General features: G+C 38.0%; 26 protein-coding genes and 2 pseudogenes. 22 read left to right on the forward strand and 6 right to left on the reverse strand.

The genetic code is table 11. From position 1 onward, the window contains the following. Positions 1-59 precede the first annotated feature (59 nt). Positions 60-1766 carry a methyl-accepting chemotaxis protein gene (locus tag CJ483_RS22520; RefSeq protein WP_182917186.1) on the forward strand — a complete coding sequence of 569 codons (1707 nt, stop codon included), beginning with the start codon at positions 60-62 and terminating at the stop codon, positions 1764-1766. Between the two features lie 846 nt (positions 1767-2612). Here CJ483_RS22520 and rsgA read toward each other — a convergent pair. The 3 genes and pseudogenes from rsgA to CJ483_RS24700 all read right to left on the reverse strand — a co-directional run bounded on the left by rsgA (position 2613) and on the right by CJ483_RS24700 (position 4616). Beyond that, positions 2613-3587 (reverse strand): ribosome small subunit-dependent GTPase A, encoded by a 975-nt coding sequence (rsgA, locus tag CJ483_RS22525; RefSeq protein ID WP_259455838.1) that lies wholly within the window; start codon positions 3585-3587, stop codon positions 2613-2615. 407 nt (positions 3588-3994) lie between these two features. Next, positions 3995-4228, reverse strand: a pseudogene (locus CJ483_RS22530) (EamA family transporter); the annotation flags it as partial. A gap of 232 nt (positions 4229-4460) precedes the next feature. Continuing rightward, a complete protein-coding gene (locus CJ483_RS24700; RefSeq protein ID WP_182917187.1) occupies positions 4461-4616 on the reverse strand; it encodes a hypothetical protein in 156 nt (51 codons plus the stop codon). A gap of 38 nt (positions 4617-4654) precedes the next feature. Between CJ483_RS24700 and CJ483_RS22535 the strand changes: the two genes are divergently transcribed. The 8 genes from CJ483_RS22535 to CJ483_RS22570 all read left to right on the forward strand — a co-directional run bounded on the left by CJ483_RS22535 (position 4655) and on the right by CJ483_RS22570 (position 11832). Then, positions 4655-5260 (forward strand): TetR/AcrR family transcriptional regulator, encoded by a 606-nt coding sequence (locus CJ483_RS22535; protein WP_120038333.1) that lies wholly within the window; start codon positions 4655-4657, stop codon positions 5258-5260. Positions 5261-5278: 18 nt separating this feature from the next. After that, entirely contained in the window at positions 5279-6298 is a 1020-nt protein-coding gene (locus CJ483_RS22540) for a 2,3-butanediol dehydrogenase (protein WP_120038334.1), read from the forward strand. A 404-nt stretch (positions 6299-6702) separates the two neighbouring features. Then, positions 6703-7194 (forward strand): hypothetical protein, encoded by a 492-nt coding sequence (locus tag CJ483_RS25290; protein ID WP_259455839.1) that lies wholly within the window; start codon positions 6703-6705, stop codon positions 7192-7194. A gap of 49 nt (positions 7195-7243) precedes the next feature. Next, a complete protein-coding gene (locus CJ483_RS22550) occupies positions 7244-7474 on the forward strand; it encodes a heterodisulfide reductase-related iron-sulfur binding cluster (RefSeq protein ID WP_182917188.1) in 231 nt (76 codons plus the stop codon). 138 nt (positions 7475-7612) lie between these two features. Continuing rightward, positions 7613-8767 (forward strand): acyl-CoA dehydrogenase family protein, encoded by a 1155-nt coding sequence (locus CJ483_RS22555; RefSeq protein ID WP_120038338.1) that lies wholly within the window; start codon positions 7613-7615, stop codon positions 8765-8767. Continuing rightward, positions 8764-9825 carry an acyl-CoA dehydrogenase family protein gene (locus CJ483_RS22560; protein WP_120038340.1) on the forward strand — a complete coding sequence of 354 codons (1062 nt, stop codon included), beginning with the start codon at positions 8764-8766 and terminating at the stop codon, positions 9823-9825. Before CJ483_RS22555 ends, CJ483_RS22560 begins: the two co-directional genes overlap by 4 nt. Further along, the gene (locus CJ483_RS22565; protein WP_120038343.1) at positions 9806-10627 is read left to right on the forward strand and encodes an enoyl-CoA hydratase/isomerase family protein; all 822 of its coding nucleotides are present in this window, start codon (positions 9806-9808) and stop codon (positions 10625-10627) included. The genes CJ483_RS22560 and CJ483_RS22565 overlap by 20 nt, the downstream gene beginning before the upstream one ends. Before the next feature lie 20 nt (positions 10628-10647). Beyond that, positions 10648-11832, forward strand: a complete 1185-nt coding sequence (locus CJ483_RS22570; RefSeq protein ID WP_120038344.1) for a CaiB/BaiF CoA transferase family protein — start codon at positions 10648-10650, stop codon at positions 11830-11832. Positions 11833-12464: 632 nt separating this feature from the next. On the opposite strand, the gene CJ483_RS22575 is transcribed toward CJ483_RS22570, so the two are convergent. Then, complete coding sequence (locus tag CJ483_RS22575; RefSeq protein WP_120038346.1) at positions 12465-13601, reverse strand: tyrosine-type recombinase/integrase; 1137 nt, start codon at positions 13599-13601, stop codon at positions 12465-12467. 405 nt (positions 13602-14006) lie between these two features. Between CJ483_RS22575 and CJ483_RS22580 the strand changes: the two genes are divergently transcribed. Continuing rightward, complete coding sequence (locus CJ483_RS22580) at positions 14007-14999, forward strand: helix-turn-helix domain-containing protein (protein ID WP_120038348.1); 993 nt, start codon at positions 14007-14009, stop codon at positions 14997-14999. A 238-nt stretch (positions 15000-15237) separates the two neighbouring features. Here CJ483_RS22580 and CJ483_RS22585 read toward each other — a convergent pair whose 3' ends face one another. After that, a complete protein-coding gene (locus CJ483_RS22585) occupies positions 15238-15474 on the reverse strand; it encodes a hypothetical protein (RefSeq protein WP_120038350.1) in 237 nt (78 codons plus the stop codon). A 160-nt stretch (positions 15475-15634) separates the two neighbouring features. Between CJ483_RS22585 and CJ483_RS22590 the strand changes: the two genes are divergently transcribed. From CJ483_RS22590 to CJ483_RS25300, 12 genes and pseudogenes are all read left to right on the forward strand, one after another. Then, a complete protein-coding gene (locus tag CJ483_RS22590) occupies positions 15635-15976 on the forward strand; it encodes an ArsR/SmtB family transcription factor (protein ID WP_120038351.1) in 342 nt (113 codons plus the stop codon). Between the two features lie 71 nt (positions 15977-16047). Continuing rightward, the gene (locus CJ483_RS22595) at positions 16048-16557 is read left to right on the forward strand and encodes an SRPBCC family protein (RefSeq protein WP_120038353.1); all 510 of its coding nucleotides are present in this window, start codon (positions 16048-16050) and stop codon (positions 16555-16557) included. Then, positions 16554-16769 carry an alpha/beta fold hydrolase gene (locus CJ483_RS25295; RefSeq protein WP_259455840.1) on the forward strand — a complete coding sequence of 72 codons (216 nt, stop codon included), beginning with the start codon at positions 16554-16556 and terminating at the stop codon, positions 16767-16769. Before CJ483_RS22595 ends, CJ483_RS25295 begins: the two co-directional genes overlap by 4 nt. After that, a complete protein-coding gene (locus CJ483_RS22600) occupies positions 16754-17374 on the forward strand; it encodes an alpha/beta fold hydrolase (RefSeq protein WP_259455841.1) in 621 nt (206 codons plus the stop codon). Before CJ483_RS25295 ends, CJ483_RS22600 begins: the two co-directional genes overlap by 16 nt. A gap of 300 nt (positions 17375-17674) precedes the next feature. Next, entirely contained in the window at positions 17675-18256 is a 582-nt protein-coding gene (locus tag CJ483_RS22605; RefSeq protein WP_120038355.1) for a helix-turn-helix domain-containing protein, read from the forward strand. 185 nt (positions 18257-18441) lie between these two features. Beyond that, a pseudogene (locus CJ483_RS25885) lies at positions 18442-19341 on the forward strand (HAMP domain-containing protein); the annotation flags it as partial. Beyond that, positions 19333-20280 (forward strand): methyl-accepting chemotaxis protein, encoded by a 948-nt coding sequence (locus CJ483_RS25890; RefSeq protein ID WP_481747756.1) that lies wholly within the window; start codon positions 19333-19335, stop codon positions 20278-20280. The pseudogene CJ483_RS25885 and the gene CJ483_RS25890, both read left to right, overlap by 9 nt. 474 nt (positions 20281-20754) lie before the next feature. After that, positions 20755-21120 (forward strand): DUF3796 domain-containing protein, encoded by a 366-nt coding sequence (locus tag CJ483_RS22615; protein ID WP_120038358.1) that lies wholly within the window; start codon positions 20755-20757, stop codon positions 21118-21120. 2 nt (positions 21121-21122) lie between these two features. Next, positions 21123-21332 carry a helix-turn-helix transcriptional regulator gene (locus tag CJ483_RS22620; protein ID WP_120038360.1) on the forward strand — a complete coding sequence of 70 codons (210 nt, stop codon included), beginning with the start codon at positions 21123-21125 and terminating at the stop codon, positions 21330-21332. Between the two features lie 177 nt (positions 21333-21509). Further along, a complete protein-coding gene (locus tag CJ483_RS22625; protein WP_120038362.1) occupies positions 21510-22217 on the forward strand; it encodes an ATP-binding cassette domain-containing protein in 708 nt (235 codons plus the stop codon). Then, positions 22204-23403 (forward strand): hypothetical protein, encoded by a 1200-nt coding sequence (locus tag CJ483_RS22630; RefSeq protein ID WP_142927251.1) that lies wholly within the window; start codon positions 22204-22206, stop codon positions 23401-23403. The genes CJ483_RS22625 and CJ483_RS22630 overlap by 14 nt, the downstream gene beginning before the upstream one ends. 140 nt (positions 23404-23543) lie before the next feature. Further along, entirely contained in the window at positions 23544-23678 is a 135-nt protein-coding gene (locus tag CJ483_RS25300) for a hypothetical protein (protein WP_259455842.1), read from the forward strand. 87 nt (positions 23679-23765) lie between these two features. On the opposite strand, the gene CJ483_RS22635 is transcribed toward CJ483_RS25300, so the two are convergent. Then, on the reverse strand, positions 23766-25259 hold the full coding sequence (locus CJ483_RS22635; RefSeq protein ID WP_120038366.1) for an amino acid permease: 1494 nt from the start codon (positions 25257-25259) through the stop codon (positions 23766-23768). Positions 25260-25393: the final 134 nt, after the last annotated feature.

The raw sequence follows: 25393 nt of genomic DNA on the forward strand, positions 1-25393 counted from the left end.
CACTTTATTAATAAAGTATCCGATATAACGTAATAAAAAGCTTTAAAAGGAGAAAGATGATGAGGTTTCTGCGAAATTTAAAGATATCAAAAAAGCTGTTGCTATTGATTGTCATTTCAGCTCTAATTACGAGCATAGTCGGCATAGTCGGCTATAAAAATATGAAAGATATGGCAGAGGGATCAACAAAGATGTATACAGATTATTTGCAACCAATTGATTGGTTAGGGCAGGTAAATGCAAATAACCATGCTATCGATTCTTTTACACTGGAAGCAATTATGACCAAAGATCCTGCTAAATACGATGAACTTATGGAGAATATTGGCAAGGCGGCAAATGAAAACGATGAATGGATACAGCAGTATGAAAAATTGGATTTATATCCTGAGGAAAGACAAGGATTGAAGTCCTTTCAAACAAGTGTAGCTGATCTTCAAAAATCGAGGCAGAAAGTGCTCGATTTAGCTGCTCAGGGCAAAGATGCGGAAGCCTACGGACTTTATAAAAATCTGACTCAACGTCAGGAAATTAATCAAGCAATTAATGATCTGCAAAATTTCAATGAACAGTTAGCCAATAACGTGAAAGAGAAAAATAATGAGAGGATGAAAACAGCCACAGTCGTTTCAGCTACAGTTGGATTACTAGGGGTTGCTGTTTTAATCTTAATCGGATGGATAATTACTCGAATCATTGTAAATCCAATCAAACAAATTCAAACTTTAATGTCCAAAGCGGAGGATGGCGATTTTACAATCGAGGGGAACTATCGTTCTAAAGATGAAATAGGTCAGCTAGTACGATCTTTTAATAATATGATTAATGGATTAAAACAAATTATTAAAACCGTAAGTGTGACATCCGAATTGGTTGCAGCTTCCTCTGAAGAGTTGAGTGCAAGTGCTGAGCAAAACAGCCAGGCAGGAGAAAGTGTATCTACAAATATTGAAGAACTGGCGAAAGGCTCAAACCGCCAACTGCGAAGTGTGGAAGAGAGCACACGAATTATTAATGAGATGGCGGAACATGCGGAAAAAATCACTGTAAATGCTAAGCAAGTGTCACAAAAGGTTGCCCAAACTTCTGAAATGTCTTCTGAAGGAAAGCAATCGATTGAAAAGGTTGTCCAACAGATGAATTCAATCAATGAAAATGTGATGGGATTAGACGTTTCTATAAAAGGGCTGAGTGAAAGCTCAAGTGAAATTGGGAGAATTAATGAAGTGATTACAGCTATTGCCGGTCAAACGAATCTTCTTGCCTTAAATGCTGCCATCGAGGCAGCCAGAGCAGGGGAAGCAGGGAAAGGATTTGCTGTAGTTGCAGATGAAGTGCGAAAGCTTGCCGAACAATCAGCAGCATCGGCCGAGCAAATAACCAACTTAATACAAGTTATTCAAGACAATACAGGCCAAACATTGCAATCCATGAAATCTGCCGCAACAGAAGTAGAAGCAGGCTTGGGTGTAGTACAGGAAGCCGGGGAGTCGTTTGAAAAGATTGAGAACTCTATTCATGAAGTCGTTTCCCAAATTAAAGATGTTGCTGGCGCGATTAACGAATTGTCTGCGGGTACAGTACAAGTTGCTAATTCAATGAATCTAGTCAAAGATGTAGCCGAAGAGTCAGCAGCAGGTAATGAAAGCGTGTCAACAGCAACAAAAGAACAGTTAATTTCAATGGAGGAAATTTCTAAAGCGTCTACGACTTTAGCAGAAATATCAGAAGAACTCCAGCAATTGATTATGAAATTTAAAGTGTGAAGTAGCTGAATAAAAAATAACCTTTAAAAATTCTTAGATTTAATTCACTTTTAAAGGTATAACGTATAAATGGATTGAAGTATTTAACTGCTTCAATATCATCGTTAAATATGGCTTTAAGATCACGGTTGATAAGAAATCTTGTTAACCAGGATTTTTTTACCTTAGCTATACTTTATTACACAAAACTCTCAATCGTTCTATTTTGCCCCTTCACTTTTAAAACCCAGCTGCCTTCACATGAGAAGGTTAGCTGGGTTTCTTATTATTTTCTTAACTAGTTGTCAGAACGAATATTCATTTTTTATTCATCTTTTTTCTATTTAATCTCATCTGTTAATTTGCCTTTTACACTTACCCGACCTGCAAAGTCAAATGTGTGGTTAAGGCTGATGACACAAGGGTTTCTGTGCACATCAATTTCGAAAAATCACACCGACTTTATATATAATTTTGCTCCTTGGAAGTCGATTTTTTTTAGCTATAATTTTTATTCAAAAAAGATTAAAGTTAATTAGTATGATCCCATCACCATCCCGACCCAATCGATCTAGTTTCATTAGCTGTTTTTGTTGAATGGAATAAAATCTTTTATCATGAAGCTTCTAGTAAATTACTCGAATTAAAAATGAACAAGGTTTCATTTCACTATACACCCTATTTTATCCGATAAAATAGGGTAACAGCTCAATGATGAGCCGTTACCCCGATCTTCATATCTAACATTTCTCAGACTTTATCTTCTTTTTTTTCTATTTTGTTCTTTGATGAATTTCCTAGCGTTTTTCATGCCACCCATACCATGAAACATGTCATTTATCTTTTCTTTTTCAATCATTTTAGAATTTAAACCTTCATACTTAGTTTCTTTTTTAGTTTCCAATAACTTTCTAGCCTTTCAATCGATAAGACGCCATCTTTAATGGCTTTTTGCACTGCACAGTTTGGCTCGTTTTTATGTGTACAGTCATTAAATTTACAATCATAAGCAAGTTCATCAATATCAGAAAAGGATTTCATTAAATCCGCACTAATAATCCCAAGTTCTCTCATCCCTGGAGTGTCTATAACAACACCTGAATTTGGCAGCATAATCAGTTCGCGTCTTGTAGTTGTGTGTCTACCCTTATCATCAGTTCTTATCCCATTTGTATCTAATACAATTTGACCAAGCAGGCAATTGATTAAGGTCGATTTTCCAACTCCAGATGATCCTATAAACGCAACGGTCTTACCATTGGCAAGGTATTTCTTTAAGGACTGATATCCTTCATAAAAAGCACTTGTTGTAACAAGCACATCTACACCTATGGCAATAGAAGATATTTCATTAAGTCTTGCCTCTATTTCTTTACATAAATCTGATTTTGTAAGTACAATAACCGGTATGGCACCACTGTCCCAAGCAATAGAGAGGTAACGTTCGAGTCTGCGAAGATTAAAATCATTATTCAACGACATACATATAAAAACTGTATCAATATTTGTGGCAACAATTTGAATATCTTCCCTAGAACCTGCCACTTTACGTGCAAAAACACTTTTCCGTGTAAGTGTATGATGAATAATTCCGTTTCCCTGTGAATTATCCGTTCTGTCAACCATTACAAAATCTCCAACAGCAGGGTATTCAGAAAGTTCTTTTACACTATAATGAAATTTCCCAGATATTTCAGCTGCAATATCGCCATCTTCCGTAATTACCTTATACAGATTTTTAGATTGCGAAGAAACTCGACCTACAAAAAGATCTTTATATAGTTTAGACTCCTGTATATATTCTTCAGTAAGTCCTAAATTTTTCATATCAGTATTATTCAATTTCATTTCCTCCTAAAGTTTAGATCATAACTTTTGGGAGGTTTTATGCATAATTTATTTTGCACATACCTCCCCATTTGCTACAATCTCAAAGCTCTGGTTGCTAAACATAAAAGCAACATCTCCTTTCCATTATTTATAAGCTTTACTATATCACAATGCTCAATCATTATTAATTAATTATATGAGCATAGGCTTTCTTAATTTAGGGCTAAAATGGAAAAAGAGCAATTATCCTTGTTTCTGGAAAGGCACCCGTGGCTTACTTTTGAAAATTGCCACATCTCTTTATAGATGAAATTTAGAAGAGATTGAAAAGAATGATCCTAAACTTTACGAAGCAGTCTTATATTAAAAAGCCCCTCAGAATTGCTGAAATTAGCTAACTCTGAAAGGCTCTTTATTTTTTAGAGATTGCTTAGTCTTGGAAGGAGATTTTTATTCAAAGCCAGTAACAATATCATCCCAAGAATACAGGCAGTACCAGCCCATTGAAAAAAACCAAAAGGTTCTTTTAGCCAAAAGACCGTTGTGAGAACAGCTGCTAGTGGTTCTAAACTACCTAAAAGGCTTGTTTCGGCAGGTGAAAGGCTTTGCAAACTTTCGATATAAAACCAGAATGCAATCATTGTATTTAACAAACATTTTCTTATAGTCGAGAGGAGTGGAACTGGATTATTGTACAGATCGGGCTTAGTACGAGATTTCTTATTCCAAATGGACTTCCGTAGAAGCACCCAAAAAGAATGTTGATTATCATTCAAGTGGTACTTTAAGAGATAATTTGCTTATACAATTTTAAAAACCCGGGTATCTCTACACGAGAAGATTAATTTGGTTTCTTTGTGATATACGTCCAATTACTGAGCTATTTCATGCAGCTTCTACTACTTTGGTTGTAATCGATGTAAGTTGATTGATTACGGGGACATGTTCAATTTGAGCAAATAACTGGTGAATGCTATTTTTGACATAAAAAATAACAAGAGTATAATAGATTTTGAACAATTGTTCAAAACAGTTGTTCAAAAAATACTCAACACCTCTATTAAAAATTGTGAAAGGGGATGAGTCAATTAAAACAGAGCAGAAGTAATGACAGAAATAAAGATGTAAGAGATCAAATCCTTCGAGCAGCAAAACTGCTATTTGCGAAAAAAGGCTATGAAGGGACAACTGTTAGACAGATTTGTAATGAGGCGAATGTTTCGTTGGCTCTTGTTTCTTATCATTTCGGAGGGAAGGAGAACGTTTTCTTTGAGATGTTTGAACCGATTAGACAACTGTTTGAGAATATGAAATATGATTTATCTGATTCATTAGGTGCACTTAAGAGTTTTTGTAGACAGTTTGTTATTTTTAGAAATGAAGAAAGTGAATTAGTTAGTATATTGCAGCAAGAGTTAGTAATGAATAGTCCGAGATTAGAGATGCTCACAGATGTATTTCTTCCTTCCTGGGAGCAGCTTCGCTTAATTTTACAAGAGTGTCAGGATAAAAAAACGATCGATTTTCCATCGGTTGATGCAGCAGTTAATTTTATAATGGGAACATTAATGTATTCTCTCAACAACGCATTTTTGAACCGAACTCAATCTGAATTGTCTCCTGAACAGGTAGCAGATCTGGCTGTAAGCTTTATCATGAATGGACTACAAGCAACTTTAGAATAAGGAAAGAGGTAAGGAAAGATGAAAGCGGCAAAAATATATGGAGCAAGAGATATTCGAGTAGAAGAAGCAGAATTACCCACCCTTGAAGAGGGAATGGTAAAGGTAAAAGTTGAATACGCTGGTATCTGTGGAAGTGATATGCATGAGTATTTAGCTGGTATTTATCCAATGCGTACCCAGCCTGTTCTAGGTCATGAGTTTTCGGGTGTAGTTGTAGAAGTAGGAGAAGGAGTAACAAAGACAAAAGTGGGAGATCGGGTAGCCGTTGAACCTCTTATTCCTTGTGGAAAATGTGATAATTGCCAAAGAGGATTTGTAAATTTGTGTACGGAACGTCAAGGCTATGGGTATACGGTTTCAGGTGGATTTGCCCAATTTGCAGTGGTGAAGCAAGAAAATACTTTCCATTTACCTGAAAATATGAGTTTAGAGCTTGGTGCACTCGTTGAGCCAACAGCTGTTGCGGTTCACGCTGTCCGCCAAAGTCAATTAAAGCTCGGGGATTCTGCAGCCATATTTGGTGCTGGCCCAATAGGATTATTGTTGTTACAAGCTGTTAAAGCAGCAGGAGCAAGTGAAATTTTTATAGTGGAAGTATCGGATGAACGTCATCAAAAGGCGTTAGAACTTGGAGCTACATATGTGCTTAACCCAATTGATACAGATGCTGTAGCGTTTATTCGTGAAAAAACAAATGGGGGAGTAAACGTTGCCTATGATGCTGCAGGCGTTCAAGCAACATTTACAAGTGGCGTAGGGTCTGTACGCCCAGGCGGTGAATTCAAAGTTGTAAGTGTGTGGGAAAAACCGGTCAATTTTGATCCTAATATGATCGTTAGAACGGAAGCGAAAATCAGTGGATCATATGCATATATTCGTTTATTCCCAGAAGTCATTCGTTTGCTTGCAAGTGGCATAATTGACGGGAATGCCGTTATTACAAGTGAGATTGCATTAGATGACATTGTTGAAAAAGGCTTCGAAACATTAACGAAAGACCGCAGTCAGTGTAAAATTTTAGTGAATATGAGCCTTTAGTTTACAAACGAGTGATTAAACTTATCTTTTGTTATGTTATCAGCTATTGCTTTACAAGAAATAGGCCTCCTGTACAGTAAATTCATATTACTGTACAGGAGGCTTTTATGATTACCGGATATGGCCGTTCTTACTGTTGCTCAAGCACCATTTGGAGGAATAAAAGGGCCGTGAAGGTGGACATCAAGGACTGGACGAATACTTAGAGGAAAAATATATTTCCATGGATATTAAAACAAATAATTCAAAGAGCAACTGTTCATTGTAAAAACATTGTGATATATAAACATAACTCTTAACATATTTTTTACGTTTTCTGCTGACGCTGCCCAATATAGACTGAATCATAAGCACTCTTATAGTGAATTGATCCCTGTCAAATAGTCAATAAAAAAAGCATAATTATGCAGCCTGGGCTCTATATTGATATAGACTCAGGTTGTTTAATTTTAGTATTGGGGATTACCTTGCTTATTTATTTCACCGATGATGTTTGCGGATACACCAACAAGTTTTTTAATTGCCCACACGATCATTTGTATCCCGTATGTTATTTCATAGTACTAACAGGGTTAAGCGGAGGCAACGGAATCCACCGCCCCCGAGATCAAGATGCCGAAAAAGAAAGAGAATACAAAGTATTACCTTCAATTGGGAAGAAGACTTATACGGTTGTATTTTTTGTTGGCTGTATTATGGATATGATGTTCTTAAAAATCAATGATGACAGTGTGAAACTGCTGCAACTAGCAGTCTGTGAAGCTCTTTTGCATCATAGCGGAAAAAAGAAAGACTATTCACTAGCTCAAAAGAATACTGGATTGTTTGAAAAATATGATTTTTATTTTATTATTTACGGCATGTTCAAAAAGTCATTAATAAGCCTGAGCAATTAATAAAGCAGATATGAGGGATTGATTATCGCTTTTTTGAAAAATAGGACATGTGTGCTGCGGATCGGCAGGAATCTACAATGTTGTCCACTACAATGAAGCGATGGAAGTGTTGAATCAAAAGATGAATCATATTAAAAAAGTGGAGCTAGATATCATCGTCATAAGTAATCCGCGCTGCTATTTACAGATGAAATTAGGGGCCAGGCGCGTAGGGAAGGCAGAAAAAATCAAAGTTGTTCATATTGTTAAACTGCTAGCCGAAGCCTATGGGATACACTAATTCTTAATCAACGAATAAATTAATGTGAAATTTTCTGTCAATTCTAAATTAAAAAATAAAATGAAGGCAGATTAATTTGAATTAATATACACCGTTTGCGTAATGGCTACGCTATAACGGTAAAAGGAGTGAGGAGTGGTGAGACAATTACAACTTCCGGCATTTAAATTTACGGAAGAACAAAAAGAGTTTCGGAAAGAAGTCCGTTCTTTCTTACAAGCTGAGAAACAAAAAGGAACATTTGACACACATGCTGATTCTTGGCTGAGCGCATATAGTGAGGAATTTTCGAAAAAGATTGGGGCCCAAGGCTGGATTGGGATTACATTTCCAAAAAAATACGGAGGGCAAGCACGCTCCTCGATTGACCGTTACATCGTTACAGAAGAGCTTTTGGCTTTTGGAGCTCCTGTTGCATCACACTGGTTTGCGGATCGTCAATCTGGGCCGTTACTTTTAAAGTTTGGAACAGAAGAACAGAAGGAATTTTTCATTCCAAAAATCGTGAAAGGTGAATGTTATTTTTCCATTGGTCTTTCTGAACCAAACTCAGGATCTGATTTAGCATCACTAAAAACAACTGCTGAAAGAGTGGATGGCGGCTGGGTCGTTAATGGAATGAAGACATGGACCTCTGGTGCTCATCATTCGCACTACATGATCACCCTTTGCCGAACTTCTCCCCAGGATCCAAAAAATCGTCATGGGGGTATGAGTCAGCTAATTATTGATCTTAAATCTGATGGTGTAACTATTCGGCCAATTCAGTTCTTAACGGGTGAACATCATTTTAATGAAATCTTTCTTGAAAACGTGTTTGTTCCAGATAACAGAGTAGTTGGAGAAGTTGGAAATGGCTGGGCACAAGGGTTAACTGAATTGGCATTCGAACGAAGTGGTCCGGAACGAATTTTAAGCACATTTCCACTGCTTGAAGAGGCGATTCGTTTATTGAAAGAAAAAAAGGATCATAAAGGTTTGATGGATGCTTCGAAACTAGTAAGCCGAATGTGGTCACTGCGTAATATGTCGATAGGGATTGCAGCTCTGCTTGAAGAGAAAAAAGATGTGAACTTAGCAGCTGCGCTAGTGAAAGATCTTGGCAACAGCTTTGAGCAACATGTAGCTGAAGTCATTCGGCTTCTTTTACCAGCGGTGCCAAGCAAGAATGCAGAAGATGAGTATGCCAGGCTGTTAGCAGAATCCATTTTACATGGCCCAGGGTTTACTATTCGTGGGGGGACAACTGAAATCCTCAGAGGAATAGTAGGAAAAGGAGTGATATCTGCATGAGTGAGATGAAATCATTAATTGAAGACACTGCTGGAAAAATTTTAAAAGACTTATCGACTAAAGAACAACGGGAACGTTTTGAAGAAGGTGAGTGGGCGAGTTCACTTTGGAAAACGATTCAAGAATCCGGGCTAACATTACTTGGAATTGAAGAAGAGAAAGGCGGAGTCGGCGGGGATCATGAGGACGTTTTTGCTATCTTGCGCGTCGTTGGAAAGTACGCTGCTCCAATTCCTTTAGCTGAGGTTATATACGCCAATCAATTTCTTGCCACACATGACGGTGAGGTGGAGGATAAATTAAGAGTCGTTCATTTCGCTGAAGAGAGTTCTATGATTCAATCTCCGTATAAGTTGATACATGTTCCATACGGAAGATATGTTGACGAAGTGGTTGTAATCCGGCAGGAGGGTCAACAAGCTTATTATTCAATTGTCAATGTATCAACAGGTGAAATTGAGAAGAATGCCAATTTAGCTGCAGAGCCTCGTGATAACTTAACCTTTTTAAATCTAGGAGAAACAAAGAAATTAGATCTAAGTTTTAAAGAGGCTTTAGAAAATTACACAAAATTCTTAGCGCTTAGCCGTGTGGCAATGATGACAGGAGCGATGGAAAGTGTACTTGCTTTATCTACTCTTTATGCAAAAGAGCGCCATCAGTTTGGTCGTCCTCTGCACAAGTTCCAAGCCGTCCAGCATCACCTGACTGCAATGGCTGGCGAGGTGGCTGCTGCCTATTCAACACTTTCTGTGGCGAGTTCATCTTATCCATCAGAATTAGGGAAAGAGCAAATTGCAATGGCTAAAATCGAGTTATCCGCTAACGCGAATGTGGTCGCAAAAGCTGCACACCAGCTTCATGCTGGAATTGGAATGACATATGAACATGAACTTCATCATTTTACCCGTCGTTTGTGGTCGTGGCGTGAAGAAGCAGGAAATGAGACATATTGGGCTGATCAGTTAGCTAGTTTGTATCAGGCTCGAGAAGAAACGATTTGGGAATCGATTACTCATGTAAAAGGAGAGGAAACACATGCCGGATCTACTGTTTGAAATAAATAATAAAATTGCAACAATCACATTAAATCGTCCTGAAGCACTGAATGCGTTTAGTGGCGAAATGCTTGATTTATGGATTGATTCGCTTGAAAAAGTGAGGGATTCAGATGAGATTTCTGTTTTAATTGTCCAAGGAGCAGGAAATGGTTTCTGCTCTGGTGGAGATATTAAGGAGTTGATCGCTGGTAATGGATTCTACAAGTCGGATCAAGATAATATTTCAAAAGGAATCAATCGTAAGAACTCGCTATGGAAAAAAGTACAGCGAATTCCTCTTTTGTTAGAAGAAATCGATAAACCAGTGATTGCGAAAGTACATGGAGCGGCCTTTGGAGCAGGACTTGACATGGCTCTAATGTGTGATATTCGTTTTGCTTCGGAATCAGCCCGATTGTCTGAAAGCTATATCAAAGTAGGAATCGTACCTGGAGATGGTGGAGCGTATTTCTTGCCGCGACTTGTCGGCCGGGATATGGCATTGCATATGTTGTGGACGGGGGAAGTGTTGACAGCAGAAGCAGCAAAAGAACGCGGACTTGTTACATTTGTTGTACCAGATGAGAAACTTGACCAAGCAGTTGCAGACTACGCAAAAGGTTTAGCCTGCGGCCCTCAACTGGCAACGCAGCTCATCAAGCGTGCAGTCTATCAAAATAGCGAAATGTCATTACGCTCTTCACTTGATTATATTTCATCGAAAATGGCGCTTGTCATGGAAGAGGAAGATCATAAAGAAGGTGTGCGGGCTGTCATGGAAAAAGAAAACCGAATTTCGGGAAAAATAAAACGTCAATAAAGTAAAAGAGGTGAGTTAAATTGTTACAACCCCTGCATGATATACGTGTGCTTGATTTATCTAGAGTTTATGCGGGCCCAGTTGGAGCGATGACACTTGGAGACATGGGGGCAGACGTCATACGTGTGGAGCCGCCAGGCGGATCGGACAGTTTGAGAGAGTGGGGACCTTTTAAAAATGGAGAGAGTACTTACTACTTAAGTGCCAATCGTAATAAAAGGTCTATTACTCTTAATTTAAAAACTGAAGAAGGAAAGAAACTATTCCTAAATTTATTAGAAAAGTCAGACGTCGTCATTGAAAATTTTAAGTCTGGAACGATGGAAAAACTCGGGCTGAATTATGAAGTTTTAAAGGAAAGAAATAAGGGTATCATTGTTTGTTCGGTTACAGGATTTGGGCAGAATGGCCCTCTAGGTTTATTGCCCGGATTTGATCCAGTCATACAAGCGATGAGTGGGTTGATGGATGTCACGGGCGACCCAAATGGTGAAGCGACAAAAGTAGGGATTCCGATCGCGGATATTATTACTTCGGTTTATGTGGCATTAGGCATAGTAGCTGCAATAAGGCAAAGAGATCTAACGGGAGAAGGCCAATATATCGACATGTCTTTGCTGGATGTTCAAGTATCGAGTATGGCCAATGTGGCGACTGCTTATTTAAATACTGGAATGATTTCTGTGCGGAAAGGCAATCAGCATAATAATGTAGCACCCTATCAATTATTCCAAACAGCTGACTTTCCCATCATGATATGTGCAGGGAACGATCACTTATTTCGAAAGTTATCTCACGCCTTGGAGCATCCAGAGTGGGGCAGTGATGAACGCTTTTTAACAAATAATGATCGAAAACAACATGAAGATGAATTAGTTCAGCTTATTGAGGAAGCATTAGCGACTAGGATATCAAGTGAATGGGTTGAAATTATTTCAAAAGCTAAAGTTCCTGTTGGACGTGTTAATAATATTCAACAGGCATTGGAGCAAGATCAAGTAATCGCTAGAGGAGGAATTGAAACAGTTCCTCATGCTACGGGAGAGGTAAAGCTGCTGGCCAGTCCGCTACGGCATAGCGGGTTAAATATTCAAACAAAACTTGGCCCGCCGACGCTAGGTCAACACAATCGGGAGGTATTTGAAGAACTTCTTCGAATAGGGAAAGAAGAACTTTCAGTTTTGTCAAAAAACAATGTAATATGAAGAGAGTTAGTATGAAAAGAGGTGCTCTCAATGGAAAATGAAAGTTTTAAAAGTAATTATTCGACGTCTTTGGTTCACTATTGTTTTTTGAGTGCAAACGCATTTAAACCGATATAAAATAAACCACTTTAAAGAGCCTTTCTATAATAAAATGTAGCAAGGCTCTCATATTTTTATATCATAATTAAATAACCTTTATTAGCTCTTTATACAATGGTTAGCTAGAAGAATAAATATAAAAATCAAACTGTGCAAAATTCAAATTAAATTTAAGTAAAACTAGCAAACAGGAGCAATAATTCTCATTAAAAATCAAAAAGATCACTCATTCATATAATGGTCAATTTTGCATCGAATAGCATCTCTCTCTATGAGAAATTAAATTTCGATGCAAAATTAGCCTTCTCTCAGCATCCTAAAAGCAAAAAATAACTTTACTTTGTCTAAGTTTGATAAGGTCATCTTTAACACCTATCAGTGACATAGCTTCTCTAACATCAATATCACAAAGGTATGACGGACCAAATAGCGCTGTTTTTTTGAATCCTTTCCGGTTAAATCCACTGCTTCTTCCACGATCTTATAAAACGCGTATACCTTAATTGCTTTTTTTTATGACGAGTTTCTTCCTATTATATATAGTCTCCTAAAATTCCATCTTTCCAGTCATGAACAGCATGCTGCTCACGTTCGAATATTTTCTCCAGATAGATCATGGTCGTTTCGATTTTTTCATGACCCAGGCTTCGCATAATTTTATAAATATCTGCACCGGCTCTTCTCGATATAATGGCAAAACTGTGCCGGAATGTATGAGCGGTGATCCTACAGCTCCGATTCTGCAGGAAGGGCAGATCCGTCCGTTCAATCGCCTTTCCTAAATATTGAGCGAGATAAGAGGGAGAGAAAGCCTTTCCGGTACTGGTGGGGAAGAGAGGCGAATTATCGTTCTCTGAAAAATGAGTATCCAAGAGTCTAGCTTCTCTGTAACGACGAATGCTTTCCACCACTTTTGGTTTCAGGGGAATAGAACGGTGTTTGTTGCCTTTCCCCCACACGGATAGATAATAACCACCGAATAAGCTGTCATATTTTATATCAGAAACTTTTAGTTTACATAACTCCTCATTTCGTAAACCTGTTGCGACCAGAATATGCATAAGGCCAAAAAGAACCGGGTGATTTTCACGTTTAAAATAATCCAGCAGCTGGACGACCTCGTTTGGCCCTAAGTCTCGATTAGGTCGGTCTTCTTTTCGGACTGTGGCGCTGAGCAATCCCTCATGGACGGCTTCTTTAATATATCCCGACCGGTGAAGGAAAGAGAAGAAGCTTTTCCAAATCACGGTTTTCCGGGCAACGGTTGCTGGGGAATAAGGACCCTTTTCTACAACATGAGGGCTCCGCTCCACTACCCACGCTTGATACCTCCTTAAATGCCGCTTGCTTAAACTTTTGAACAAGGACCCTTCAATGATTCTTTCAATATCAAGATCCATTTCATCTGCATACCGAAGCATGTGTTCGACCATCATAGTAAGTTCCCGCTGATACTCCTTGATCGTTCTCTCAGACTTGTTTTTCTTTTGGTCGATGTTTGTTTGCTGATACAGGAAGTAAGCCAGCATATCCCTATCATCAAATTGGGAAAAAGGCGCTTCTCCCTGTTTTTCAGACTGTTCCTTTATCTGAAGCAATAAAGAGTAGTCCATATCTTCAGAGTTCTTGAAAAGAGTCAATTTATTTTCAGGCATAGATAATGGTTTCATTATGTACTTTTTCCTCTTTTCGTTTTTATTTATTTTATTTTAAAATATAAGTTTTTTATCTATCTATAATTATAATCCTGTTTTATAAATGATTCAAAAGAAAGCCATATTCTGATACATATAAAAAATATTCTCTTTGTTTATATATCAGTTATCTATGTTCTTTTGATATTTTTATAATTATCATTTTTATAAAAGACAAATTATTTTATTGTTTTTAATTATATAAATTGAAATGAACAAAATTAGAAATTATAATTAAAATAATGGAAGAAAAATAACTAATTGAAAAGAATGGTTTTTAAAAAAGATTAGTAGTAACTTCAAATAGAGATACCTAACTATACATAGAAGAGTAAGTTTACGAGATAGGCACAGCAATCCATCAAAGAAAGAGGGAAGAAAATGACAGAAGAAAAAAAGTATTATACGACCGAGGAAGCAGCAAAGATGCTCAACAAGTCGAAAGCTACCATCTATAACTATATCCAGAAAGGCCTATTAGTCCCGCTTCCAGACCATAAATGGAGAATGCTGAACACACGAGTATTCCCAAAAGAGCAAGTAGAGGAACTGGCAAGAAAACAGGAGAAAAAATTAGGTCTCACCACAACAGAGGCTGCGAAATTCCTGGGCGTTTCACGCTCTACGCTGCATAAGCTCGTGAAGGAGGGAACCATTCCAGCTGTACAAGGAACATACCGTGGCCGGCAGATTTTTTATATTAACCAGATAGATCTCGAGCAGTTCGCAGGCGAAAATGCTGCTTATCTTCAATCCGAGCGTTTAAAAAGACGGCACTATTATGATAAGGAGAGAAACATCGCTTTCTTCCAGAAGTTCTCGACGAAAGCGGGAAGAGAAGCCCGGCTGGTATTCGATACAGGCGGCAGATGGGCATTTTTATTTCCAGACACTCATGAGGTCAAATCTTACGAGGAAGGAATTTTTAAAGAAGAGCTGGCACCTTCCTATGAACTGAATTACGGAAAACAGAACACGAGCCCGGGATTTTTAAAAATGATTTTGCCCGCTAAGCATCCGTTAACCATGGAGTTTTTTGATATGGTCTACCAACAGTATGAAATTTCGAATCTGCTGCTTCATTTTGACCCAGCTGATTACGATACATTGAATGATGTGGAAATCCATTTAAAGAAGACCGTTCTGAAAGAAGTGCCCGAGCACCTTTTCCGTTTCCTAGACAGGTATGTCACAAAAGGTTCTCTTCTCTACGATAAGGAGGGTTACCTTTTTATTGAGACGGATATAGAGACACTCACGATTTCGCTCCCGAAAAATTTGAAAGAAAAGATCAAAAAGGAAGGAGAAAAAGAAGGAATCAGCATGCAGGAGGTTGTATTGCGAATCCTTGCAGAAAGGAATTGGGAAGAGTAATGTTTGGTGGAGAAGAAAGTCTTAAGTGGTCTTGTCATGTTTCTCTGTTATCCAAGTAATAAAGGGAGTGCTTAGTTGGCACTCCCTTTTAAAATAACAATAATAATTTTATGTATAGTAAAAATAATACCTACTTATCTTTACTAATATTTTATCATGTAAATAAGAGCAAGACTAATAAAAAAACGCCCTTCCAAATGGAGGGGCGCAGTGAAGAAGAGCATCGAGTCAACAAAGTTTAGTAGTTTCTTTGCTCTTCAGGCGGGATGGGTGATACATACTCTTCACCATTTCGCTGCTCAATTAATTCTATCTTCGCTTTTTCAAGAATGTCAGGGTTATGAAGGACTTCGATGGCTGTTGCTGCCATGACTTTACCAGCATGAAGCATACCTTTATGCGCAATGGAGGTTTTTCCAGTTGAAACCACCTGCCAGGTGTGAAGCGGGGTGCCTACTGGCTCACATGCTACCAAGCATTGAACGGTTGGGACAATCCAGCTGACATCGCCAACATCGGATGTACCTGACAGTATCCCATTGGATGGAATAAGAGGAATATTAGATGATTATAAATTTGTAAAAAACACATTATATATGTTTACATGTATATATGTTAAGGTGTATATTAATAATATGAATACAACAACGATGCAATTAACATTACAGATAATATCAGAGCCGAATCGATTTAACATTGTAGAACTTTTGAAAAAAAGTCCGCACTCTGTAAGTGAAATAGTTCAGGCTCTAAATATTGGCCAACCTCAGGTATCTCGCCATTTACGTATCTTAGGGGAGGCTGGATTGGTACGTTCTCGAACGAAGGGACAGTTGCGAATATATAGCCTTGAAGCACAACCATTTCAGGATTTAGATGCTTGGTTCGATTCATTTAGTATCTTATGGGAACAGCGTCTAGATAACTTTGAGGACTATATGCTCGACATTAAAAGAAAGGAGGATAAATCGCCTTAATAGCTGTTGCATATGAAAGCTAATTTATGAGCTTGAAATGAAAGAATTTGAATAACAAGGATGAATTTAAGATGAGAAGGAAAACAAAAATCTACAAAGATAAGGTCAACAGAGAACTTACAGTTGAACGTACCGTAGCTATCCCTCTCGAGCTTGCGTGGGAAGGGTGGACTAAACCGGAACATATCTCTCGTTGGTGGGGACCTAAAAACTGGACCTCAACCGTATACGAGATGGATGTTAGACCTAATGGTGTCTGGCGCTATAGTCTAAGGCCTAATAATGGGAATGGAGAAGAGGTATATTGTAGAGCTGTATATCAAGAGGTGCTGGAACCAACTAGATTAGTCTACATCGACTCATTTACTGACGAAAATTGGAGTATGGTAGAAAAAAGTGATATGTATACGACTGTAACTTTTGATGAGATAAAGGAAGGCTGTAAACTTAAAATTATTACTCGTTTCAGAAGTATAGAAGACCTTTATAACGCTGAAGAAATGGGAATGATTAAAGGCTTTTCTGATGCCTTTGAACGTCTTGAAGAACATTTGAAATCCAAATACGGAGGGAAATTATGAACACAATAATTTCAAAAGATGGAACAAAAATCGCTTATGAAAAACTAGGAAATGGTCAGGCGATAATTCTGGTATCATCTGCCGCAGCTGATCACAAAGATGCTGACCAACTAGCAGAACAGCTTTCCAAACATTTTACTGTTTATAACTATGATCGTCGTGGTAGGGGGAAAGTACCGATGCCTTTGAGTATGCGGTGGAACGAGAGATAGAAGACATTGAGGCTTTAATAGTTGAAGCGGGAGGTAAAAGCTTATTGTTTGGTAGTTCTTCTGGTGGAGTATTAGCACTTGAAGCTGCAACAAAACTAGGAGATAAAATCACAAATCTATTTTTGTATGAGCCACCTTTTATTATTGATAACAGTCGTCCACGTGTACCTGCAGAGTATGTTCAAAATCTGAATGAATTGATTGAGGAAGGCAGACGCAGTGATGCGATAGAATATTTCATGAGTAAAGCTCTCGGAATACCTGCGGAATATCTAGACCATATGAAAGCTGATCCCTCTTGGAAGGAAATGGATAATCTGGCTCATACCCTAGCCTATGACGGTATGATTATGGAAGAAACTCAATCAGGAAAACCTCTACCAACCAACCGATGGGATGTAAATGTTCCAACAACAATCATAGTTGGAGAAAATAGTGAACCGTACTTCCATGAAGCTGCCAAGTCACTTGCAGAACTGTTACCTCTAGCTAAATATAAAGTGCTTTCAGGGCAAGACCACTCGGCAGTTATGATGGCTCCAGATGTACTGGCGAATGCAGTAGTGGAATATAACGATCAAAATACAAATGAAGTATCGACATAAATATGGTTTGTGTTCATTTTAACTAAAGGATGCTTTAGCTAAATAAGACTTAAACAACTTTAAAGAGCCTTTCTACAATAAAATGTAGAAAGGCTCTTATATTTTTATATCAAAATTAAATAACTTTATTATCATCTAACAATATAATTGCTGGATTAATACCGGAATATTCTGCATTAAGAAGGAACTATTGCAAATTAGCTAAATAAGACCTATACTCGTAAAGGTTTGCATAGATAAATAGTCACATAAGAAGAAAAGGGTAAAAATTAAAATCTGTTTTATTGAGGAGGAGGAATCTTGAGTAGAGGGTGGACTGCCGAAGACGTTACAGAGTTAAAAGAACATATCGGCACTTATACATTAGCCACAATTGCTAAAAATATGGACCGTTCTGTTACAGCTCTTGAAGTAAAAATGAAAAGACTTGGTATATCTTCAACCAAATTACAGACAGGATTTATCACAACGGGAGAGTTGGCCAGAATCTTACATGTAAACCGGCGCACCGTGAAATGTTGGATAAAGAACCATCAGCTGTCGCATATCAAAAAAGTAACAAGATCAATTAGAACTTTTTATTTTATCGACCCTGTAGCGTTTTGGGAGTGGGCCGAACAAAATAAAGACAAAGTGCAGTTCAGTAATATAGCTCCTCATGCTTTACCTTCTGAACCAGAGTGGGTGGGGAAAGAGCGAATGAAAGAACATACATATAAACTTACTAAAAAACGCTCGTATCAAATATGGACGACTACAGAAGATGAACAGCTCTTGGAAATGCGCAAAAAAGGAATGACCTATAAAGATATTGGCCAGATATTGAACCGAAGTTCAGTCAGTGTTGCACGCAGGTATGAGAGAATCCGCACAGATGACTGAGTAGATAAGATTTCGTCCAAAGAACACTAATGAACAGGATGATTACGATGAAACGAATTTTTTTATACTTTAACAACATGCAAAAAAAGTTAATGCTCTCATTTGCTTTGATATTAATTATTCCAGCCTTAATCATTGGAGCTCTCTCTTACTCCACAGCCAAAGAAGCCATTAAAGATGAAATGATGAACGGTTTCTCTCAAAGTGTGGAACTTTTAAACTCGTCTATTACCGAAGCCATTCAATCAAAAGTACACGACATACAGACATTTTCCGAGCTTGCAAATGCCTCTTTATACAAAGGGGAAAGTAGCCCTGAGCTTCGCCGGCTGTTAACGCAGTATACTAAACTGCACCCTGAAACCTTAAGTATTTATGTTGGAACAGACACAGGCTTATATATTCAAGAACCGGTTATTAATGATACCTCTACCTATGATCCAAGACAACGAGAGTGGTATAAAGAAGCAAAAGAGCAACAGGGAAAGGCAGTCATATCTAAACCTTATCCAGATGCTGGAACAGGTGATATGATCGTTACCGTCTCCCAAACAACAAAAGATGGATCAGGTGTTGTAGCAGTCGATATTAATATAAAGTTCCTTCAGAATTTAGTTCAAAAAGTAAAATTAGGCAATAACGGATATGCTTACCTTATGGATAAAGATCAGCTAGTTCTGTCTCACCCCGTACTCAATCCTGGGGAAGAGGCTACTGAGGATTTTTTAAAAACCGTTTATAGCAAAGAAAGCGGTCAGTTTAAGTACGAGTTTCAAGGCAAGGAAAAATTAATGAACTTTACGACAAATGAATTAACCGGATGGAAGTTAGGGGGAAGTGTGGAGCAGTCTGTCATTGATGAGTCAGCCATGCCAGTCTTTTATAAAACACTGATTGTGATTGTTCTTGCCATGCTTATAGGAGCAGTGGTAGTGTTCTTGATTATACGCTCCCTGACAAAACCGTTGTCTAAATTAAAAGAGCAAGCCCTCACTGTCAGCCAGGGAGACTTAACTACTCGCGTCGATATTCAATCCAATGATGAGATTGGCCAATTAGCTCAAGCATTCAATGCCATGCAAGAGAAGCTAAGAGAGCTGGTTCAAAAAATAGAGTATAATGCGGAGCAAGTTGCTGCTTCCTCTGAGCAGTTGACAGCCAGTTCTGAACAGACAAGTGCGGCTTCACAGCAGGTGGCTGCATCTGTTCAAGAAGTAGCAGGCAGCGCAGAGAAGCAAACGGCTCAAATTGATCAGAGTGTGGAAGCCATCGATAAGATTTCATTAGGAGTGGGAGAAATTGCCGATCGATCCGAAAAAGTATTAGGACTCGCCACTCATACTACCCAGCAAGCGGAAGATGGCGAAAGAGCCGTCACTGATACGGTCAAGCAGATGTATTCCATTCAGCAGTCTGTCGCAGAATCCAATAGAACTATCCAGTCTTTGCATGAACGTTCTAAAGAAGTTAGCTCCATTTTAGATGTAATTACAGGTATTGCTGATCAAACAAATCTTCTAGCTTTAAATGCAGCCATTGAAGCTGCCCGAGCTGGCGAGCAAGGCAAAGGATTCGCTGTTGTAGCAGATGAGGTGCGGAAGCTGGCAGAGCAATCGCAACAGTCAGCGAGTGAAATTTTAGATATTCTTAAAGGTGTTCAAAAAGATACTGAGAAATCCGTTAAGGTAATGGAAGAGGTCGCAAATAATGTACAGACCGGTGTGGAGATATCAGACGAAGCCATTACGAAGTTTAAGCAGATTCTACAAAGCACAAGAGAGATTACACCAGAAATGAGAGAAATGTTTTCCGTTTCACAACAAATCAAAGCCGCTGTTCAGGATATAACAACTGTGGCTCAAGATCTGGCAACGATCGCCAGCGAGAACGCGGCCACATCCGAAGAGGTAGCCGCCTCAACAGAGGAAGAGTTAGCATCGATGGAAGAGATCTCTTCATCCGCTAAAGCACTCTCTTCCATGGCAGAAGAATTACAGAAAGTGATATCCCAATTTAAAGTTTAAACTATTAATCGGAAAAGACAGCTTTAAGATTCATGGGACTTACTCCATAGAGTGAGACAAATAAAAACACCTTTGAGTTGAAAATGGGTATGGAATACCTGAAAAGAACTTGAAGGTGTTTTTTCTACGAGTACGAGAGTCAGTTATGCAGTGGAAGTAAACTAAGAAAATGAAACAACTGACAACATTCTATAAAATATTAGATAGTTAGGTATTCTTGATCAAACATTATTTTCAAGCAGCACGTAACTTGATTTAGGTTTGATTGGATATGGCGGCCGCTTTTGCGGAATAGAGACCCAATTAGAACGCTTATTAAGGCTAATCACTGCAACAAGATTACCATTACAGGCCTAAATATGTTTTTTATTAAGACAGTCCGCTGGGGCTGTTTTTTTCATTTACAACTATTAATCGAAGTGATATATTTATCTCATAAAGAGATAAATATATCACTAAAAAGAGGTGTAACTAATGAAGCGAACATTAACTAACAAGAGTTGGCTCATCGGGCTGTTAGGGTTTTTGGGATTTCTCGGGACCAGCGGACCCCCAGCCATGTATCTATTCTTTGCATTTTTTGGAGGATTACAATATTACTGGTGGTATAAATTAGGCACCGAGGAAGATGAACGTTTAATCGAAAATCGCAATATTGCGGGAACGAAGGCTTTTCGCATTGCTTTCTGTTTTGGATTTCTAAGCAGCTTGGTATTAAGTTTTCTCTCTCTTGATTATGCGCTTTTATATCGAGCTGAATTGATCATCTTAGCTTTGACTTTTGCTTTGGGAACGAATTTGTGGGCATATTTGACTTACAAATATGATGCAGGTGAGTAATTATGACAGCTTTTACAACACAGATAAAAAAATATCGTCTTTTAAAAGATTTAACCCAAGAAGAACTTGCGCAGCGTGTGGGTGTCCGTAGAGAAACAATTATGCGTTTGGAGAATGCAAAATATAATCCCTCCTTGGAGTTAGCCGTTCGAATCGCAAGAGAATTGGACGCTTCAATTGACGACTTGTTCCATTTTGACTTTGAAAAATAATGGAGATGAAAAGAGGGAACAGGACAACACTCAGATTATTGATTGGTTTGATTTGGATCATCGGTGCAATCGTATGTTTAGTTAAAGTTAATTTTTTGATGGCTGCTTTGTACTTGTTGGTTGGTGTAGTATTTGTCATCGCAGCTAAAAAAGTAAATAAGAAATAAGGGGAAGACTATGACAGATGAACTGCTCTCCATCAAAGATTTAGAGGTTTGGTATGAAACCGGTAAACCCATCATCAGAAATTTGAATTTGACAATAAATAAAAATCAAGTCGTTGGTTTGATTGGGCGAAATGGTGCTGGGAAAACAACTTTGATCAAAATGATTGCCTCCATTCTCGGCACTTATCATTTGAAAAGTTTTCTGTGGCTCAGGGAAAAAGCAGATGTTCAATCAAAGAAATTCAAATTGAATCGTTCAATTGTTTTTGATGAGGACCACTCTTTTGAGTATTTTACCTTTCGAGAATATTTTGATTATGTATTTGACTCCTATCAAAAGCCTGTACCTGATGTAACAGAATTAGTAAGAGGATTCGGCTTCACTAACCACCAAGATACTTTGATAAAAGATCTTTCTACCGGGAATCGTAAAAAAGCTTTTCTGATTACAGGATTCGCTTTGAGACTCCCATTACTAGTTTTAGATGAACCAGTGAATGGTCTGGACTTTGATAGTACAGAATTTTTGTATCAACTCATTAAGGATTATCAAAAATACGGTTCAATTTTATTTTCTTCGCACGTCATGGAGAGTATCACAATGACCGCCAATCAAGTTTTGGTCTTAGAAAACGGGAAAATCAGTCAAACGTTTGAAGGCGCTGAGGTGAATAGCGATTTGATACGAGAGGCGTTGCAGATTGATGAAAACTATTAAACTTTTCAATCGACAATTGATGGGGAAATCTTATCATTCTATAATTAAAAGCCTTTTAGCCAGCCTTTTCGTTTTTTTACTAATGTCAGTTTTAGATGTTCATATCGTTGTTAAACCCTTTTTCTTCTATGCTTGCATTGGTTTGTTTACTATAGGTATCGCAAGACAAACAATGAAATCAATCATAAATGACGAGAAGTTAAACGGCTTACTCCAGCTTCCCTTTATAAAGAATCATTTTCTTTGTTCTTTGATATGTTCTACTTATCTTTATGTTTTAGGCACTAAAACATTGCTTTTGTTCTCTCTTTTTTCCAGTGTGATGGAACCAAAGCCCCGTGTACTCTTTTGTAGCTTTCTCATCAGTATCTTTTGTTGTATCTATGGGATATTTTTTGCACTTCCGTATAAATTACCGCAAATACTCGCGGTGCTCAGCCTAATAGCTTGTGGTGCATTTGCTTGGTTGAGCAGGAATGATTTGGTCTTACTTACCTCATTCATTTCATTGTCTATAGCTGGAATCTTTTATTTTAGAAGTAATCCCTATGATTTCTTACAATCACCAGTTTCTCGTAAACATCAGGCTTTCTTCGCACGAGGAAATTTCATCAACTACCTTTTTAGATATTTCATTTTTCATAAGAATTATCTGATTAATAGTGTATTTATAATCGCCTTGGCTGTTTTCTTGCCGTTTATGTTTTTGAATATGGAAATGGGCACTTTCTATCTTCTAGGTTTAGGAATTTTGAGTATCAATACACCGCTGTCGATTTTATTTTCAAGCAACCGAACGTTACTTGATAAAGTAAGATCGTTTCCAAATCAAAAAAGGAAAATTATTGTGCCATACTTCCTTCTTTTACTGGTATGGAATGGCACTCCGAGTATGATTTACTTATTAATCTCAAAAATGTTGAATCAACCATTCGGAACAGAAGATTGTCTCTTAGCTTTGAGTCTGATTGTGATAAACAGCATTGGTGTTGTACTTTTAGAATGGTATTTTCCTTTAAAAGATTGGCACGTGGAAAGCGATCTCTGGCATCATCCTCGAAAATATATTATGCCAAGTATATTAATAGTGCTTACCATGTTGGCGCTGATAAATCAGGGGCTTTTAGTGGGGGTTGGCCTATTAGCACTGTGTAGCATAGGACTGTTACTGATTATAGTAAACTAATTGTTCTAAACGTCTTGGCTAAAAACAAATCAAAAAATTCGATAGGAGAACAACGCTATGTTCCAAATCCGTCAAACATTGAAAAGGGATATTTTTTGCCGGATTGGGAGTACGTCCACAAAGAATGGAGGAGAAAAAACGTGACGTTGACATTACTGCATAAGAAATATGACTATCAAGCGGGAATAAACAATCAAATCCCATATTTCTATCGTACTTTTTGTGAAAAGTACCAAGGCTATGCCAGTAAGTATAGTAAATTGAAAGGATCGTAAAAAAAGGGGATATCTCTCAAACTAAGAAAATGAAAAAACTGACAACATAGGATGTTGTCAGTTCGATTGATAGTTCAGAAAAATAGTCTAATCATGTTTTTTCTCATAATTAGATTCAATCTTAACCTCTTCAAGTTTAACGAATTTTGTTTTCTTAATGAATTTATAGCCAAACCATAAGCAGAGGAAAAATGGGATACCTAAGTAAGCAGCCACGACACTGCCCCAATCTATTTTATCCGCCATAAAAGCTTGGAAGTTTTGTGCGATAATCACAATTAACCCGCATGCAATCGCAAAAATCGGTCCAATCGGATACCATTTTGCTCGATACGGCAAATCATCCAATGAATAACCTTGGGCAATATAAGCTTTACGAAAACGATAGTGGCTGATCGAAATACCAAGCCAGAAGATAAATCCTGTAATCCCAATTGCATTCATTAACCAAATATAGACGATCCCGTCCCCGAAGAAAGAAGCTAAAAAGGCAAGCATTCCGACCGCACATGTTAAAATCATCCCTGCAACAGGCACACCGCGGTTGTTCAGCTTGGCAAAAATTTGTGGAGCTTGCCCTTCTTTAGCCATAGAGTATAACATACGTGTTGATGCATACAGACTTGAATTTCCTGCAGATAACACTGCTGCTAAAATAACGGCATTCATCAATGAAGCGGCAAAGGCAAGTCCAGCTTTTTCAAATACCATAGTAAACGGGCTGACCATAACGCTTTCATTTTGTAAATTTGGATTTGTATATGGAATAATAAGTCCGATAACAAAAATCGCAAATATGTAGAAAAGAAGGATTCTCCAGAATACACTTTTGATTGCTTTTGGTACATTTTTTGCTGGGTCTTCACTTTCACCAGCAGCTACACCAACAATTTCCGTACCTTGGAATGAAAACCCTGCTGCAATAAAGACAATAAAAACCCCTAAAAGACCACCTGAGAAAGGTGCATCCTCGACAGTAAAGTTTTTGAACCCTATTGTTTCTCCTCCCATAATCCCGAAAATCATCAGTACACCGACAACAATAAAAATAACAATCGCACTTACTTTAATCAAGGAAAGCCAGTATTCTCCTTCTCCATACCCTTTAACAGATAAATAGTTTAATAGAAAAATAAGAGCTAAAAATGATCCGCTCCATAGCAATGATGGGCTGTCCGGAAACCAAAATTTCATAATCATCGTAGAAGCAGATAACTCAGCAGCAATCGTCATCGCCCAGTTAAACCAGTATGTCCAACCGATTGCAAATCCGAAAGCTGGGTCAACAAACCTTGTGCCATAGGTACTAAACGCACCACTTGTTGGCATAAAGGCCGCTAGTTCTCCTAAACTTGTCATCACAAAGTAGATCATAGCACCAACTAAAATATAAGCAAGCAACGCACCACCTGGACCAGCTGTACTAATCGCTGCCCCACTGCTAAGGAACAATCCTGTTCCAATTGCTCCTCCAATCGAAATCATTGTTAAGTGCCTAGCTTTCAAGCCTTTTTTTAAATTTTGTTCTCCTTGTTGTTCAGGAGGATAATGATTGGAGATATTGTTTTCTTGTGCTCCCATACCATATCGATCCTTTCTTTGGATAATATTGATTTTAGTTAAAACAATTTCAAACTATTTCACGTTCAAAAAAGGGATAGGATGAATTAAATGAATAGAGAAGCCGCCAACAGCACATAATCAATCATTTTTTA

Origin of the sequence: Bacillus sp. PK3_68, from assembly GCF_003600835.1 — a bacterium.
In the GTDB taxonomy this organism is placed as follows: Bacteria; Bacillota; Bacilli; order Bacillales; family Domibacillaceae; genus Pseudobacillus.

Coding starts and splice junctions, on each gene's coding strand:
- CJ483_RS22520 (WP_182917186.1), top strand. CDS start 60: ATGAGGTTTCTGCGAAATTTAAAGATATCAAAAAAGCTGTTGCTATTG.
- CJ483_RS22535 (WP_120038333.1), top strand. CDS start 4,655: ATGAGTCAATTAAAACAGAGCAGAAGTAATGACAGAAATAAAGATGTA.
- CJ483_RS22540 (WP_120038334.1), top strand. CDS start 5,279: ATGAAAGCGGCAAAAATATATGGAGCAAGAGATATTCGAGTAGAAGAA.
- CJ483_RS25290 (WP_259455839.1), top strand. CDS start 6,703: ATGCAGCCTGGGCTCTATATTGATATAGACTCAGGTTGTTTAATTTTA.
- CJ483_RS22560 (WP_120038340.1), top strand. CDS start 8,764: ATGAGTGAGATGAAATCATTAATTGAAGACACTGCTGGAAAAATTTTA.
- CJ483_RS22565 (WP_120038343.1), top strand. CDS start 9,806: ATGCCGGATCTACTGTTTGAAATAAATAATAAAATTGCAACAATCACA.
- CJ483_RS22575 (WP_120038346.1), bottom strand. CDS start 13,601: ATGAAACCATTATCTATGCCTGAAAATAAATTGACTCTTTTCAAGAAC.
- CJ483_RS22580 (WP_120038348.1), top strand. CDS start 14,007: ATGACAGAAGAAAAAAAGTATTATACGACCGAGGAAGCAGCAAAGATG.
- CJ483_RS22590 (WP_120038351.1), top strand. CDS start 15,635: ATGAATACAACAACGATGCAATTAACATTACAGATAATATCAGAGCCG.
- CJ483_RS22595 (WP_120038353.1), top strand. CDS start 16,048: ATGAGAAGGAAAACAAAAATCTACAAAGATAAGGTCAACAGAGAACTT.
- CJ483_RS25295 (WP_259455840.1), top strand. CDS start 16,554: ATGAACACAATAATTTCAAAAGATGGAACAAAAATCGCTTATGAAAAA.
- CJ483_RS25890 (WP_481747756.1), top strand. CDS start 19,333: ATGCAAGAGAAGCTAAGAGAGCTGGTTCAAAAAATAGAGTATAATGCG.
- CJ483_RS22615 (WP_120038358.1), top strand. CDS start 20,755: ATGAAGCGAACATTAACTAACAAGAGTTGGCTCATCGGGCTGTTAGGG.
- CJ483_RS22620 (WP_120038360.1), top strand. CDS start 21,123: ATGACAGCTTTTACAACACAGATAAAAAAATATCGTCTTTTAAAAGAT.
- CJ483_RS22625 (WP_120038362.1), top strand. CDS start 21,510: ATGACAGATGAACTGCTCTCCATCAAAGATTTAGAGGTTTGGTATGAA.
- CJ483_RS22630 (WP_142927251.1), top strand. CDS start 22,204: ATGAAAACTATTAAACTTTTCAATCGACAATTGATGGGGAAATCTTAT.
- CJ483_RS22635 (WP_120038366.1), bottom strand. CDS start 25,259: ATGGGAGCACAAGAAAACAATATCTCCAATCATTATCCTCCTGAACAA.